Here is a 15240-nt window from a genome sequence, read left to right as displayed (position 1 = left end):
TTTAGTATCCTCTACTTCAGGTAAACTAAATAAACATAATCCTGGGATAACAACATGCCTTCTTCATAAAAAACAATCTTTCCTTTAAGATCATCCGGAAGGTTCTTGATTAAGTTTTGCGATGCTCGCATGGTATACTCGCCAAAATCATAAATAACCAGAAACTTGAAGGCTGTATTTGGAGATATGGACTTGGCTTTAGACTTACCTTCCAGAAGACCCCTAAGATCCTTAACGATTCCTGTTTTCTGCGCTGAACCAAATTTGTAGCCATTATTTATTGGCTTGTTACACTTTATCTCTGCGATTATGCTGACTTCTCCCGTTACTACAAGATCGTATCCATTATCACTTGGCTTAGTTCCTAAAACCTGATCCATGTAGATAGAATAGTTATCTTTCACATAGGGGAAACGACCACTCAGCCATTCAATAAAACGAATTGTTGTCTTATATGTAATGATATTGTGAATGTCTTTCAGAGTCATCTTGATCTCCTCAAAATCGCCAACTGAAAGTTTTGAATAATAATCCTCATTCGAGCCGGTAATTTTCTTGGTGATAAAATCATTGAACTTAGCTTTCAATTCTAATTCCCGATTGTATGGTAGCTCCATATTTACCTCCAAAGTTAGTGAACGTTAAGCCCTTCTGAATATCAACTACTCTTTCTTAATCCCAAGTTCAAGTTGCATGTATAGTGTTCCAGCGATATCGGAGACTAATGCTTTTTTCTGCTCAACAACTTTAGACTTGTTGAGCAAATAAGCATATACTTCGTCAAAATACTGTTGCTGCCTTCCAGTTGAATTAGTCTTAAATACTAGAAGAACATTGGGGATTTCACAAGTTGCTATGGCTATGCTAACAAGTTCATTGATTCGGTTACGGTTTAGAACATTCATGATTCCAATAGCATTGTTTGGAACATACTCTCGGCTAGTGAGAATCTTCTCCAAAGTTTCCTCGTCTTTCTTGAACAGATTCTCTCGTTCAAGATGCAATATGAAGTCTTGCCAATACTCACCATCATCATTGTCCCACCAGGTCAAATCCATGGGGCGATTTTGGCCGTTACAGGTGTCTTCCGTAAAAGAATGATACCCCAACATGGAGCCAAGTCTCGAAAAATATTCAATTTCTGTCATGGTAAAGGAGTGTTTACCATGATGAATTGTCAGGTTAAACGTATGGTAATTACGGACGTAGCCGTCGAAAATTTTCATTAGGTCTAAATGCATGTAAGTCGGCCCCTTAATAGTTGCTCAATTTGTTGGATATAACTCAGGCTCAACAGGGAACTTCGAATCATTGCCTCTTACGGTTATATATTTGTCCCAAATGTATAACCTCCATTTTTCGTCAGAAGAGTATTTGAGTGTTTTAACTGCGGATAAAAGTTTGCGTAATTCCTTGAAATCAACATAATAAACCTTACCTCCTTCCAACCGCACTGCAAGGATCGCTATGTCAGCATCATCTAATAATTCGACTTGCTTTTTAGTCAAATCAAACCAACCATGTCCATTTGCATGGAGCTTTGACTGGGGAGAACACAAGACTAACCGTTCACCATTATTTTGTCCGTGAAACATTATTTTCTTCCTCGTAATATTAAACAACGAGCAATTATACTTTCTCTTAATCGTATCAACTACCAACTGTATATCTGTAATTAACAATATTACACCCCATTTCTAGGACTTTCCTTTATCCTAGCACAAAGGAGCGTAGCCTGTACTTAACAATTCAACAGCTAAACACCATCACTAATCATATACGATCAAGCACTGGTTGCAGGAGAATCTTGAGCAGACCATGTTTCAAAAATAAAAATACCCTGACAGACGAAGTTCCTGATACAAAATTCGACAGTTAGAGTATTTCTACTTCATTTGTTATTTTCACTATAGATCCCACCACGATGCCCCTGCTACTATTATTATTTAAATAGCAGTTTTCTCTGTCTTACTATTCTTGAATGCAGAGTTTCCTTCAAGCCTATCCAGTAGAACCTTGCGAGTCGTTTTATACTCTGGCCCTATCATGCCGAGACGGATCAAAAACAACCTGAATGCAAACTTATCGTTATCGATCTCTTTAGGCTTTGATGAAGTGTACTTCAATTTCTTAGCCGTCTGGTTCAACACCTCGACTAATTGTGTAAAGGCCTGGATCTTCACTGGATTTTGTTCATCGTTGAGTAACTTGAACATTATCGTATTGCTCTCAAAATCAAAAACAATGCCCGGACATTTTACTGCTCCAATTTTATCTATTGCGATTCTGAAGTTTTCTAAAGTATCAACCTTCGATTCATTAATGGCTGCAGCAAAACCATCCTCAATGATGAGCTCTGTGATATTGAGTGACTTTCTTATAAGTCTCTGTTTACTGTAAATTAAATTGAGCAGATTTCTAAGGGAGTTACCCGTATGACCTTCCATCGGTACTACTACTTCGTGGTTGATTAAGCCTGCCGTGGAATTGTCCTCCTGTACTTCCTCAAGAAACTCAGGCAGTTCTACCTGTTCTATATACTCTAAAGTTGTTTGATTAAGTAACACCTCAAGATCTACTTCAACACCTTCTGAAGTTGTTATATTTCCAGTCTGGTCAATCGTGTAGATCCCCGCGGTTGCCTCAATTCGGTACGCAAAACTTGGAGCACCCTGATATTCAGGTTTCACCCCGAAATGGTCACTTAAGGCTTTGATGATGTCTTTTCTGTCCATAATAACCTCCAATTTAGTCATAGAATTTCTCTATAAAACAGGTGATAATTACCTATCTCATCGAGTTTGTTGTACGTTACTATGACGAGCATTAGATTGCAAGTAGATTCTGAGCGATAGCAAAATGTCTGAAATTATGATCTTCTAAACAGGGCATCGACTGTTATCAGATAGACTACCAACATTTCTATTATGTACTTACAAAATACAATTACAGGATTATCTACAAGGAAAGAGGTGCCAATTTTAATGGCACCTCCTCTCAAATACTAGCTATTTAAGTGTAACAGGTTCCTATTTACTATCTTTCTTTATACCAGGTTCAAAATAATTACGACACCATTTTATGAAGATAGATAAATTACGAAGATACGTATTTGTGATCCTTTCTTCGAGTATTCAGGCTTTCGGTTTCTCTATTACATCTTTCTCGTAGGCTCCATATAAAAGTTCTAGCTGTTCATTGAACACTGGGATGCTCTGATATGATTTACCTCATTTACCGTATTATCTTAGCTATCTAATGTCTCAATGGTACGAAACTCAAATTGGTATTCAACCCATTCCTTTAACATTGTCTCTGATTTAAAAAAGATAAAAGCGATCTCCAACAGATCGGAGAACATGATGCTATCGGCTCTAAATATGTGGGTGCGGTAAGTCGCGTCCGTAATTCTTTTTCCTGTGGTAAGAGTAGATGTCATCCGCTCCAGAATACTATCTCCCTGATAGACATTAATTGCAAGATCCAGATGGTTAAGCCTCACCTGCTCAAATGGTGTATCATAAGAATCCATTGAAGCCAGTTTTTAAAATGAATCAAAACTAGCACACCATTAAAGAAAAGCTGGCTTTCTCACCAGTACTAAGCTCCCGCCTTTGAAGCCGAGGGCTTATTATCATTTCTTGCATCAATAAGAACGATGTTTTGGGAGTCATGTAGGTTGAGTTCATCCAATATTTTGTTGACCTTTGTATACTCACTTTCAGAAAAATACATTATAACCTTTATAGATTTTTTCGTGTCGTTAGCATTTTCGTATATCACTACTTGATTCTGCAAGTTCTTCTTTAATTGAGTATTACTGGCCAATTTAAACTCAATTAAAGTCTTATCCTTATTACCTCGTGAGACCTTATAATCAACCGGCCCTCTTCCGTTATTAACTTCTCTATTCACATCCGATACCGAAGCAAACCAAGTCAATCGATAAAGAAGTTGCAAATCCTCTTCTTTTTTAATAGCTATACCATTCGAATAAAAAATTCTATAACCATCATTATTCTCTATTACATGCTTCATGAATAGTACTCTCGACATGGATTCCTCAAACGTGTCAACCGATGTGGTATAGAACTCGGTTTCTTTTTTTAGTAACTGAATAAATATTTTAAATTGCTCAACATATAATAAAGCAGATTCTTTTACCTTCTCAAAACTACTAGCCTCTGCTTTATCACCATTCTCTTCTTTATACTTAATATAATAGTCAATAAACTCAGGAAATTCAGCGACCACTTTACTAACTACATAGCTTCGATCTTTTGCAGATGCTTTCTTTGGCAATGCAGCGTAGAAGTAATTGTTTATCTGGGCGCGGAGTTGGTCATTATCAATACAAATAGGAATAGATGAGAAGTCTTTTACAATATCTGTTTTGTTAATCCATGTATCATCTTTAGTTAAGATATCAATAGGAGTTAACAAAACATAATCACCATTTATAAAAGGCAATGTGAAATTACCCATTTCCCAAGACTCGGTTAAATAATTGAATCTCACATTCTGAACTGGCACATTTTTTGTAAACTCTGTTTTTAGGTACTTAACTGCAAAAGTCTGGGTATAGTTGAGAAGAAATTCATGAATTAGTCTTGTTGTGAAATCACTTATATTATCTCTACCAACTTTGTCCTTAATAATGCACAGTTTCTCGAGATGGCTGCTCTGCGTAATTTTCTCATGACCGAAATCAGAGAAAAGATCACCTAAATTTTCATGCAGGGCTATAGCAAAATCCCTTCCTAAGCCGCTGCCTCCATTGCCATTTTTGCAGAAACCAAACCAGTTCTGTTTTATTTCCGGAAACATATACCATGCCTTTAATAGCCCTTCTGAAATGTAATTTCCTTGAGACTTCTCCCTTAAAAATCTTAAATACTTCAGTATCCCATTATGCAAATCTGGTATTCCTTTTTAGTGCTGTTAAACAACAGAAAGGGATCAATAAACAAGGGTAAGTCATTAATTAGAGAAACGTCAAAAGCCCCATATTCTTCGATTATTGACGGGTCAACCATAAAAAAGTCTGAGAAATACACTTTAAGTTGCATTATAGACTTCCTCCTAGGACTGGTAACATCATTCAATGGTATAATTCTCCAACTGATGACAGATTCCTCCTTTATATGAGCGTTCCTCTACAGCAGATTTCCGCCGCTACCTCACCCTTCACTCGTTTATTTAGCACTTATATTTTTAGGATGCTCAGTCTTTATAAAAGTCTCCTCACAAACTCTTTGGTACTGATATGTCTTCATTAGGATGTTCAATATAAGACATCTCTTCTCTTTCCTAAACCATAAAAAAGAGACGAAGCCTCTCGACCCCATCTCTGCTTTGTTAAGAGCCTACTTTTACCGTCTTGGTTTGTGTACCAACTCTGTATGTTAGAACTCCATCTTTATATCCTACGAAAGTTACCGACTTTTCCTCGAACAGAAATATATCTTGTTGATTTTCAAGCTGCACAGCATGAACTCGGCTTTTACGATTCTCAAGACCTACAGAGTAATCAAGTGCTTCTACATAAAATAGATAATCATCAGTGAACAGATAATTCCCAAAATTGATATTTGGAGCGATGACTGTATCAGAAGCTCCATCCAGCGTTACACGGTGAATATCAGTCTGCCCGCCTTTATAATCATGATAATAAATATAGTTGTTTGTAATAGAAAGCATTAGTGCATCATCCAGTATTACCTTATCGTCCCCAGTATTTAACGATACTCGATGTATTGAAGTTTTGCTTGGGAGCTTGCGTTCAGGGTCATACACAGTGGAGTAGTAAAAAACATCATTCCCAATAATCTTAGGGTTACCATTCATGTTTTTGGCAACAAGTGTTTTATCCTTACCATCCAATGTTACTCGGTACAAGTCCATCGTATGCTCACCAGTTTGTTGATCAATAGTATAGAACAAATGGTTGTCAACATTAAGCTCATTCAAAAACCCAGTTACCTTTTCTTGCGGAAGTGATCCGCTGATATCTCTGCCATCTTTATCAATGATAAAGAGAGAAAATGTGAAGTCGTTATTCGGTCGACTGACAATAATTCTATCTTTTGTTTCAGCCGTTGGGGTTGTATTCGAAAAAAGCTCAAACTTCACCCCAGACTTAGGATATTTTTCCGTTTGGAACCGATGGTCTACAAGCATCTTCTTATCCGATGCCAAGAAATAATCCAGCCTTACATCACCAAACGGCGCAGGAGATTTATCACTTGAACGAATCAAGTCGCGATCATTCCAAGTGGTGTCAACGTGATAATACTCGCCATCTAGCTTAACCAGATTCCAAGCATGTCCTTCCCAGCCCTTTGCACCATTCGCTTCGCCAATAATAATTGTGTTCTCAATGCCGGCTTTATCAAGAAGGAGCTTCATAGCCTCAGCATACCCCTGACAAACTGCTACGCCCTTTAAAAGAGCACCTTCAGGAGTGTAACTTTCTTTAGGAATCGTGTCATTCATGAAGTTGTCAAAATCATAAGTTACATGATTAACGATATATTTATTCAAGGTATAAACCTTTTGTAAATCTGTCATAGAAGGATCAATAATACTAGTATAAATTTCATTAAGTTTTTGCTCAAAAGCAGACTCGGTCTTAACGCTTATTATACTGACCTTATTCAGGTTTGAATTAAAGGAAACATCAGCTCCCAACGCTTCTGCAACAAAGCGAAGTGGAACCATTGTGTTACCATTGATGATTACCGCATTAGCCGTTAAGGTTACGGTTTCGCCGTTAATTGAGGCCGTTGGCTTATTGATTGTTAGCTCAATCAACTTCGCACCTTTATGTGCAATTACTTGCTGAAGCTTTGCGTCCCACTCAATTTCAGTGCCAAGTGCCTCAAAAATACCCCGTAATGGCACCAAAGTGCTCCCGTCCTTTATCAACGCAGGTTGGGACAGCTTCAATACTTTACCATCAAGCTCAATCGTCACTACCTTCTCGGCAAATGCGGAGTTTCCAGTTCCGAAAAATATTACCCCTGCAAAGAGCGTGGTGCACAACATCAATGACCGCTTCCATACTTTCGACTTTACTTTCATAGTCACTCTACTCCTCTTAGTTTTATACTCGATAAACTAGGCTGCTTAAGATGAGCCGGTGTAATTTGATGGAACTACCTTAGGTAATATTACTTCATACACCGAGCATTCCTTAAGCATATCTTACCTTGTCGAGCGGTAAACGTCTGTCGACTATACGTCACATCGTCTTTATGGAAGGGTTTTCAGACTTGCAGGATGGAGGAGAAGGTATCCGCTTTAAATCTAAGAAAAAGCTGCCGATTTTCTTGGCAGCTTGGGACTTCACTTCATTTGCTATAATTATTTTTCTTTACGAACACCTTTAAATGTACCACCGGACGTCTTTTGGTCCATGATACGACCAGTTTCTGCGTCACGTTTTGCCCAGTTCCCATTTGGTGTTTGGAATTGGGAGCGATCAGTAACTGCACCCTTTCGATATCCGTCTCCTGTGTTCTTGGCCATTATAACGACCTCCATAATTTTAGTATAATAACAGTGGCTCCCACTTTGCAGAGCCACATCAATCAAAACTTTGCTTCTAACCTGATTAGTTATTAGTTAGCCTTCTCATTTTTCTTTTTATCGAGATAAGCTTGGTGCTGCTCGTCAGTTACTTCAAAGCAAATTGCCTTTAAACCCAATTGTGCCGCTGTTACTATAGTGCCGTTTTTACGGCGAATAGATTTTCGACAGATAAGCATAATTTCATCAGTCCCTTTTTAGTTTTATTCTTATGAGTAACCGACCCCAATGGTCAATTCTTAACCTGCTCAAGTTTTTCGACAGGCACTAGGATTTGGCTTAGTGCTACGCCCGTGGGTTCCCTACAAGGGAATTTGCGGGCTACTTTTCTATCTAACATCTTTCCGACCCCTTATCCAAATAATTTACGCCACGTTGATTTGATAAAATTAATGTTGTGCTTTTTCACCTCGACAGTACGCTGCTGCTCTAACCCACCTTTTTTCAGCAAGCCTGGCTCAGTAACTGCGACAGTGAATGTATCCCCGATTTTTACATTGCTGTACTTATTCAAATCGATTTCCTGACTTTGCGGCACATATGTATTTCCTTGCGTGACAACAACCATCTTGTCCTCATTCCACTGGATAGTTGCTTTACCCCCATCAATGGAAACTACTTTTGCTTTGTACTCCACGGTCACCTTATCACCCAGTAATGAATTAAAAGCCGACCTTCCCAAAGGAAGGATTATCATTACTACAATTAGTAAAAACGCCACCAACGGAATAGCAAATCTGTAAATCAACCTTGGTGCCAACCCCATATTTTTCACCTCCCCTCACGATTTCAAATGAAAAATTGAAATCGATTTTATTAATAAGGACTGAAATCTCGATTTCAATCCTACATTTGAAGTCTCTTGCTATTAAAAGGAGATCGCTCTCCTCAAAATAAACTACTATATACGAACTGTCTTCCGCCTTCTTCAAGCTGCTCTTCTTGACGCTTCAGTAACCTTTGTTCATGAAGCTTGTTAAGTTGAGTGCTTACAAGATTAAGTTTTTTCCCCAGTGTGTCCGAAGCAAATCTTGCGGTGATTTGCTTATGCTTATAAGTAAGTTCCAGAAGTTCTTTTGAAGCATCACCAAGATCGCCGATAATTTCAAGCGATACCCCACTCTGAGCAACTACTACTACATCTTCGTCACGCAGGGTTTTCCGGAGGTTATACAGGTGATCTTCCTCTTCACTCAAGTTAATAAGATACAGATACTTGTCCTGCGTCTTAAACTCTTGTCGAAGCCATTTTAACGGTTTGACGATAACCTCATCGATTCCTGAACCATTCATACCTTCCACTTGCTCCATATCATAAACGAATAATGTACCATGTGGGGCATCAATGATCTGCTGCATTACCAACTGGTTCAGCGGAATCATTATTCGTCTACCAATTAAGCTTACCTTCTCTTCACCATCAGTTAGTAAGTTAATCTTAAACATAATGATCCACCATTTTCTATGTAGTTTGATGGCCTCGATTTCAATTTAACATTTGAAATCCGCCTCTTCTTAAATTTAGATGATCTTTTACAATATGTCAAGGCTTTTGATTACACATTTATAACGATGTAGTAATAAGTCCCGTAAAAATAACTTCCTACATCAAGTAGCTCAAACTTATTTTTGTGAATTCTATAAACGCTATCATGGGTTCTAACGTAGAACTCTGCATCAGACGACCAATCAAAAGTCGTTTGCTTTACATCCATCAGACCCTTACCCCGATCCTGCTCTGGTTTACTAGTTGCTCGGGTGAATATAGCCTGTTTTACGATATCGTGATTGTCCTTATAACTAATATGCTTTCTCAACGATTTGACGATCCCTGGGCCAGTATCGCATATAGCAATCTCGACACGCTCAGGGCGTGTAGGTGACTTCTTATAATACTGAACGCAGGAGTAGCTGTCTGTTTCGGCATGTTCTACAGCATTCTGACCCAATTCCGTGACGATACCGGCTATGTCAGTTACTCTGTTTCTATGAAGTCCCTTTGCCCTCATGATCTTTTTGACTGATCTATCAAGATCAACGATATCATCATCAGACTTCGATACACGAAGTTCATCCAGTTCGTCGTCCTTCTTATGTCGATTACGGTGATAATATGCCTCCATATTGTTGGTTTCGTCAAAGGAATCCTTTACGTCTGTTGGGCATAACTTCAGGAAATTCATTCGCTCTAGATACCCCAGGATATCGAAACGATCCGTCATTTCATACGATGGTGATCCTGTCTTTAAGTAATAATATTTATCCATATAGTTCAAGGTCGATAAGAGTACCGTTATCCCAGCGGGTGATACCCATTTCAGCTTACCCAACTCAACATAGAGATTATCAGCAGCATCAAGCTCTTTCTTAATTTCGGCACATCGATTCAACCATTCATGTATGTCGTAAATGGATTCCATTCTCAAAGTAGATTGGAGCAATATCTGATTCCCCTCATCCCTAATTCTGTACTACTTTTCCATTTTACTCCACACCTTTGATTTAGGTCAAAGTGATTATATCTTCTGTCCTACTTGAGCAATTTTCTTTTCTAAATTCAATTCAAAAAAGCTGCCTGTTTCCGCGGCAGCTTTTTAAATCTTACACTTTGGTTCAAAGATTCTTAATTTCCTTTAACCTTTTAATAGAATAATCATCGGCATACTTCTCAAAGTTACTCTTTCTATAAGTCTCTTGTAGTTCAGCATAATAATTAGGGTTTCGTTTTGCTTTTTCTCTTAACTCTTTAATACCCAAGGCTTCCAGAGCTAGAGCAGAATCCTTCAAATACTCTTCTCCTGTTAGCCCGTTCAATATGTAATCAGAGTTTAAATGAACCCAATGCCCTTCCTCATGAAGAATCATATAAAGGGATAATAGATTAGCGTTTATGGACTCCTCTACTGGTAGTAGTCTGTGCTGCTTTAATAACTGCTCCTTCTGCTGCACACCAGGTAGAATTCTCACATTACTTATACAGCTACTGTAATATTCATCAGTTGTGACATCTGGTAAATATATACCGCCATTCTTATTTTCATTTGTAGGTGGTGCCATTCGAGTAATGTAAGCTCCATCATCTTCTAATTGAGTAAGAATAGGATCGTAAAAAAACACAGGTGTAGTCTGTTGATAATGTCGACTGACTAAATCAAAAAGGCGCATAATAAATCAACTCCTACCTATTTTTCTATGTTCCCTTGACATTGAATCCAAACTTTCGATAATAGGGTGTTCGTGCAATCACAGCCAACTAATTAGATTCATGGATATGTAAATATTCATCAATCAGGGTTTTAACTCTTGCTCTTATAGCACGAATCACACAACCCTCAATTGGTGAAGCTATCAACAGATTTATCTACTTCATTATTTTTCCGACCTAATTACCATAGTTCAGACCTTTTACTTCTCTTAGAACGCCCTTAGTCCAATAATCGTTAGACCATACATAGTCAGGCTTAACTATATCATCTACAAAGTACTTCTGAGCCCATGTACGGAAGCCGCTGCTGCTATTCCGCTCAATGAAGTACGTGAAGAGTGAACGACTTCCCCACGGTGGAGTAATGGAACCATCATCAGAATCAGTTAATCTCGTCAGCCTCTTAACGCCACCGAAATAATCCATCTCGCAAAAAACAGATTCTTTACGCGACATATGGTATGCCAGCTTCAACCAGTTACTGGCTGAACTAATTCTCTTCGTTACCCCATCCTCAACAATTTCTTTGGTAAAGGCAACCTCGAAGAAGGACTTGTACTCTTCTCTGAAGTAAATATAATCTTTACCTCGAACATGCCCGAAATACTTATTGTAGAATTCATCTGATACACTTAAATTCCTATATACTAACCGCCCCATTGCCGTTGCGAAGACATGCACTTCCCCATGAAACTTATCCCGCAAAGCTCCATTTTCAATTCGAGCTAACTTTTTCAACTCTTGCTTATAATAATCCATCATTTTGAACAGAGGTAGGGTAGGAATCAACTGGTCAATATTTTCTACTACCAATGCACTTATCTTGTTGTCACCTTCAAGCATAACTTCAGGGTTGGCTTCTCGTTTGTCTTTAGAGCTGGCTTCAATCTTAGCTTCAACCAATGCTTTAAGCGATCCTTCAAATTTCTCGGAATACGTACTATCTACAATCGCTGGGAACAAGATATCGAATCTGTTTGCTTCAAAGGCGTCCTCAAACCCCCTGTTTATGACAGCACGATACTTTTGGAATTCTTTTGGTAGTCGAATTTGCTCGTTGAACATCTCAAGATACGCTGCATAATTACTGTTACCCGAAATGAATTTAGCGCATCCCTCTACAGCATCAACACGCCCAACATCAAGATCCGACCAATCCACTTTCCGCTCATTAATATAAAAGATGTGATCCCAAATACCTTCTGTTCGTAGCAACCACTCAATTACCTGTTCCCTATCATCACTATTCTGAGAAAAGTCTGCTTTAAACTCTTCTAATCGCTTTTGAATATCGTCAAGCATAGCCTTTTCAGCTTCTACCCTCTTAAATTTGAGATCTTGATCGAGAGATAATCTATCCTTGCAGAAATCGAATAACTCACTCAGATTCTCATCCGCTATTGCAGGAGCGATATTGAGCGATTCTTCACTGAGCGCCTCCGTTCCTGCATTCACTTCTACAACGGATTCGGATTCAGATGCTTCACTTGAAAGAGCTTCCCATGCGGCAAGATGATCATAAAGTTCGCTTACCCCATGAGTCTCAAGAGTATCAGAAAGTCGAGTGAGATACCTCTCCGAATCACTTTTCATTGTCGTATACCGCTTTAAAATATCAATCGACAAGATCGTGTTTCTCGATGGCAAATAACTCAACAAAGAGCCAAGGCTTGTATTGATAGCATAAAAAAAGTTGAGCGTGCTTGTATCGTAATAGTTTTTAGCACCTACAAGGAAGCAGTTGTAGATCGCATCGCTCTTACTGTTTAAGCGGTCAATCCGTCCGTAACGCTGCTCAAGTGCTGATGGGTAAGCAGAAACGTGATAATTTACAATATGGTTATACCCTGGTAAATTAATACCTTGCTCCGCTATTTGATACGTCAAAATGAGAACAGTGGGAAGGTTATCTGATCTCGAGAAGTCCGTTAGTTCACGCGGATTGCGTCCAGTTACCACATAGTAAGTCGGCTTGTTTGGGAGCGCAATGTTCGACTTCACGAATCCCGCTTCTTCAAGATGATCCCCTATAAGATCGGCTTCTTTTAATACGTATCTGGTGAACACTACAAAGTGGTTTTTATCAGCCTTGTCATATAAGGCTTTCAAATTCTTTACCAGTACTTCGTTCTTATTGCTACGCGAGTTGTACTCCCAAATCAAGGACTCATAACGCTTAACATTTGTTTTAACATACCCCTCAGTCTCAAGGGACTTAATCGTATCTTTGAAATACCGAGTTACTGGAAACTTCACATCGAACTTACTGCAGATCAACTCTTCCGGCTGCTTATCAATTGTCTGAAGTTGATCGATCCAACTCGTGTCGACTTTCTTCTTAAGTAAGGCTGTTGCTATTCGAGGATAGACTTCCAAATCCCATTTACCCTGCTTAATCGGAGTGGCAGTAAGAAATACTACTTTCTTAGCAGTAATGTTATTGGTCAAATTTTGATAACGCAAAGTCCATTCGCCCAAGAACAGGTGCGCTTCATCAATAATTACAAGTCCATATTTCCTAGGACCCTTGAATTTGGAATGGTGATTATTTACGATCTGAACCCTATTTCCATACCCCAACTCCTCGAAGGGCAGCTTATCAAACCAGTCATTAAGAAACTGACCTCTAGGTTTAATATCACTGCTCCGAGCTAAAGCATTTGTCGTAATGACTAAGACATCTTCACCTGGGTTATGCTCCAGAAAATCAAGTGCCATGATACCGCTACTTATTGTCTTACCGCTACCGACTTCATCAAATAAATAAACTGCATCATTACCATGATTGTTCAATCTTTCCGTGTTTGCAAATTGAAGTGGATATAAGATAACTTCATCCGGATCGAGCCGGTTAATCCATTTTTTATCGATAGCTAAAGTCACAACGATTCCTCCAAGCTCTAGGTTGTAAGGATCAAAATGAGCAAATCGCCCCATTGCTTCTCAAGGAAATGCATGGGAACTGCAAAATACCTTCGATACCCTAATTTTCTAGATAATTCTACATCCGACCCCTTATTTCCTGCCCTAAATAAACAAAAGCACCAAGATCCCTGTTCAAAAGGCTTGGTGCTTATCATGTACTTGATCCACCATCGGTTACTGTCGCGGCTGAATCTCGCCGCTTTCCATAAAATTAATGAGGTCTTTGTAAAGGCGAACCCCATCTTTCGCCCCTGCTAAATACAGCCATTCCCTTTCGAGCGTGTTACGGTGATTAAGGACATCTTCCCATTCTAATATACTTTGAAAAGCTTCCGACCCGAGATCATGCTTTCAACTTTGCTTCGATTTCAGTTTTTTCTCACGTAATAAGCGTACCTCTTCTACCAATGAAGCAACTCTCGCCATCTCGTTAAATCGCTGGTCGATTAATTTCTTGAGCGACTCAGACCAGTAGTCTTGCGACATTCTACCTTCACCTCGCTTAGAGGCTTGTACAATGATACCGTAGCTTGAGCGAGGTTCACAAGTTGATTCGATGGTGATAAAATCAGGCTTGAACTGATACCAGTGAAGGGCAATTATCTTGCGGCATGAAGAAAGGTGCTGAAAAAATCAGCACCTTCAGAATTACAACACTACAGAAAAACAGAGGTGCTGCGTGTGCCACCTCTGTTCGAGTCGTTATTCATTACTTTTTGCTTCTTGAGACTGAAATGTTTCTATCCAAGTCATCTCCTTGTACTTATATTCGTTCTCGTTCACTAACTGCTTAAATTGAACCCCCACTTAGACGAGCAGAGGAATTTCCTTTAACCAATTTAAAAAAAACCAAGTGAAAGTTCACTTAGGCGTAGCATGAACGATACATTCTGTCATCAGCCACATTAATTGACGGTTAAATCGGAACCGCCAATAACGGTAGCTGATGACATCAGATCCGTAAGTGGATTTCAACTCTACTTACTGTTCAAATATCTGTCGTTTATTTCAAATAATCAGTCCATAAACAATGATCCGAACAAAATACAGTTATCCGCTCTTCTGTAAGTGCAAAAAAATTTAACATCTCCATCGATACCCGATTGAGGGCGGATAAAAAGATGATGCCTCTTGGACACCATCTCCGCGACTGCAACTCATTCCTATTTAGTGCTAAACTCTTTGTCGACCACTCTTGCCATGATGAACTGGTATCTGGATAAACTGAAGAAAGCATTTACCCAGTCTTTGAAGCTTTCCAGATCATCAAACACCTTTTGCTGTCTACCATTTGCTCCTGTTAAAACAACCTTGTTTCCATTTTTGAGTTGCTCTATCGAACTTCTGATAAAGGATCTGATTTCATTAAGAGCAACTTCCGTATCATTTACCTGATAGCTCCGATTGTCAAAATCCTTCTCGATCTCTTGTTCTTGACAGTTGGCTGCATTATCACAGAATCGGTTGAAATCAATCATTACATTTCCATCGATGATTTGATACAGCGTGATCGTTGCCAT

14 protein-coding genes are annotated in these 15240 nt (G+C 38.9%); all 14 read right to left on the bottom strand.

Annotated elements, in window-relative coordinates; all coding sequences use genetic code 11:
* Nucleotides 1-11 precede the first annotated feature (11 nt).
* The 14 genes from AWJ19_RS24290 to AWJ19_RS24225 all read right to left on the bottom strand — a co-directional run bounded on the left by AWJ19_RS24290 (nucleotide 12) and on the right by AWJ19_RS24225 (nucleotide 15240).
* Nucleotides 12-617: a hypothetical protein gene (locus AWJ19_RS24290; protein ID WP_068727787.1), complete on the bottom strand. Its 606-nt coding sequence runs from the start codon at nucleotides 615-617 to the stop codon at nucleotides 12-14.
* 45 nt (nucleotides 618-662) lie between these two features.
* Complete coding sequence (locus AWJ19_RS24285) at nucleotides 663-1241, bottom strand: hypothetical protein (RefSeq protein WP_068727786.1); 579 nt, start codon at nucleotides 1239-1241, stop codon at nucleotides 663-665.
* 24 nt (nucleotides 1242-1265) lie between these two features.
* Nucleotides 1266-1595 (bottom strand): hypothetical protein, encoded by a 330-nt coding sequence (locus AWJ19_RS24280; protein WP_068727784.1) that lies wholly within the window; start codon nucleotides 1593-1595, stop codon nucleotides 1266-1268.
* A 351-nt stretch (nucleotides 1596-1946) separates the two neighbouring features.
* The gene (locus AWJ19_RS24275) at nucleotides 1947-2735 is read right to left on the bottom strand and encodes a virulence-related protein (protein WP_068727782.1); all 789 of its coding nucleotides are present in this window, start codon (nucleotides 2733-2735) and stop codon (nucleotides 1947-1949) included.
* Nucleotides 2736-3247: 512 nt separating this feature from the next.
* Entirely contained in the window at nucleotides 3248-3532 is a 285-nt protein-coding gene (locus AWJ19_RS24270) for a hypothetical protein (protein ID WP_068727779.1), read from the bottom strand.
* Nucleotides 3533-3600: 68 nt separating this feature from the next.
* A complete protein-coding gene (locus tag AWJ19_RS24265) occupies nucleotides 3601-4917 on the bottom strand; it encodes a hypothetical protein (RefSeq protein WP_198536631.1) in 1317 nt (438 codons plus the stop codon).
* Between the two features lie 441 nt (nucleotides 4918-5358).
* Nucleotides 5359-7083, bottom strand: a complete 1725-nt coding sequence (locus AWJ19_RS24260; protein ID WP_068727777.1) for a stalk domain-containing protein — start codon at nucleotides 7081-7083, stop codon at nucleotides 5359-5361.
* Nucleotides 7084-7365: 282 nt separating this feature from the next.
* Entirely contained in the window at nucleotides 7366-7530 is a 165-nt protein-coding gene (locus AWJ19_RS35985) for a hypothetical protein (RefSeq protein ID WP_198536630.1), read from the bottom strand.
* A 412-nt stretch (nucleotides 7531-7942) separates the two neighbouring features.
* Nucleotides 7943-8356 (bottom strand): hypothetical protein, encoded by a 414-nt coding sequence (locus tag AWJ19_RS24255; protein ID WP_068727775.1) that lies wholly within the window; start codon nucleotides 8354-8356, stop codon nucleotides 7943-7945.
* A gap of 122 nt (nucleotides 8357-8478) precedes the next feature.
* The gene (locus AWJ19_RS24250) at nucleotides 8479-9036 is read right to left on the bottom strand and encodes a hypothetical protein (protein ID WP_068727773.1); all 558 of its coding nucleotides are present in this window, start codon (nucleotides 9034-9036) and stop codon (nucleotides 8479-8481) included.
* A 110-nt stretch (nucleotides 9037-9146) separates the two neighbouring features.
* Nucleotides 9147-10031 carry an ATP-binding protein gene (locus tag AWJ19_RS24245; protein ID WP_068727771.1) on the bottom strand — a complete coding sequence of 295 codons (885 nt, stop codon included), beginning with the start codon at nucleotides 10029-10031 and terminating at the stop codon, nucleotides 9147-9149.
* A gap of 172 nt (nucleotides 10032-10203) precedes the next feature.
* Nucleotides 10204-10755, bottom strand: a complete 552-nt coding sequence (locus AWJ19_RS24240) for a hypothetical protein (RefSeq protein WP_068727769.1) — start codon at nucleotides 10753-10755, stop codon at nucleotides 10204-10206.
* A 217-nt stretch (nucleotides 10756-10972) separates the two neighbouring features.
* Complete coding sequence (locus AWJ19_RS24235; protein ID WP_068727767.1) at nucleotides 10973-13678, bottom strand: helicase-related protein; 2706 nt, start codon at nucleotides 13676-13678, stop codon at nucleotides 10973-10975.
* A gap of 1205 nt (nucleotides 13679-14883) precedes the next feature.
* Nucleotides 14884-15240, bottom strand: coding sequence for a hypothetical protein (locus AWJ19_RS24225; protein WP_068727763.1), 357 nt, complete (start codon nucleotides 15238-15240; stop codon nucleotides 14884-14886).

This window comes from Paenibacillus sp. DMB5, assembly GCF_001517085.1.
Classification (GTDB): domain Bacteria; phylum Bacillota; class Bacilli; order Paenibacillales; family Paenibacillaceae; genus Paenibacillus_AQ.
Note: the sequence above shows the minus strand (reverse complement) of the source record. Positions and strands in the feature narration are given on the sequence as shown.

What these genes read in the sequence shown, in the direction of transcription:
- AWJ19_RS24285 (WP_068727786.1), bottom strand. Translation starts at nt 1,241, where the DNA reads ATGCATTTAGACCTAATGAAAATTTTCGACGGCTACGTCCGTAATTAC.
- AWJ19_RS24255 (WP_068727775.1), bottom strand. Translation starts at nt 8,356, where the DNA reads ATGGGGTTGGCACCAAGGTTGATTTACAGATTTGCTATTCCGTTGGTG.
- AWJ19_RS24290 (WP_068727787.1), bottom strand. Translation starts at nt 617, where the DNA reads ATGGAGCTACCATACAATCGGGAATTAGAATTGAAAGCTAAGTTCAAT.
- AWJ19_RS24250 (WP_068727773.1), bottom strand. Translation starts at nt 9,036, where the DNA reads ATGTTTAAGATTAACTTACTAACTGATGGTGAAGAGAAGGTAAGCTTA.
- AWJ19_RS24275 (WP_068727782.1), bottom strand. Translation starts at nt 2,735, where the DNA reads ATGGACAGAAAAGACATCATCAAAGCCTTAAGTGACCATTTCGGGGTG.
- AWJ19_RS24225 (WP_068727763.1), bottom strand. Translation starts at nt 15,240, where the DNA reads ATGGCAACGATCACGCTGTATCAAATCATCGATGGAAATGTAATGATT.
- AWJ19_RS24260 (WP_068727777.1), bottom strand. Translation starts at nt 7,083, where the DNA reads ATGAAAGTAAAGTCGAAAGTATGGAAGCGGTCATTGATGTTGTGCACC.
- AWJ19_RS24280 (WP_068727784.1), bottom strand. Translation starts at nt 1,595, where the DNA reads ATGTTTCACGGACAAAATAATGGTGAACGGTTAGTCTTGTGTTCTCCC.
- AWJ19_RS24240 (WP_068727769.1), bottom strand. Translation starts at nt 10,755, where the DNA reads ATGCGCCTTTTTGATTTAGTCAGTCGACATTATCAACAGACTACACCT.
- AWJ19_RS35985 (WP_198536630.1), bottom strand. Translation starts at nt 7,530, where the DNA reads ATGGCCAAGAACACAGGAGACGGATATCGAAAGGGTGCAGTTACTGAT.
- AWJ19_RS24270 (WP_068727779.1), bottom strand. Translation starts at nt 3,532, where the DNA reads ATGGATTCTTATGATACACCATTTGAGCAGGTGAGGCTTAACCATCTG.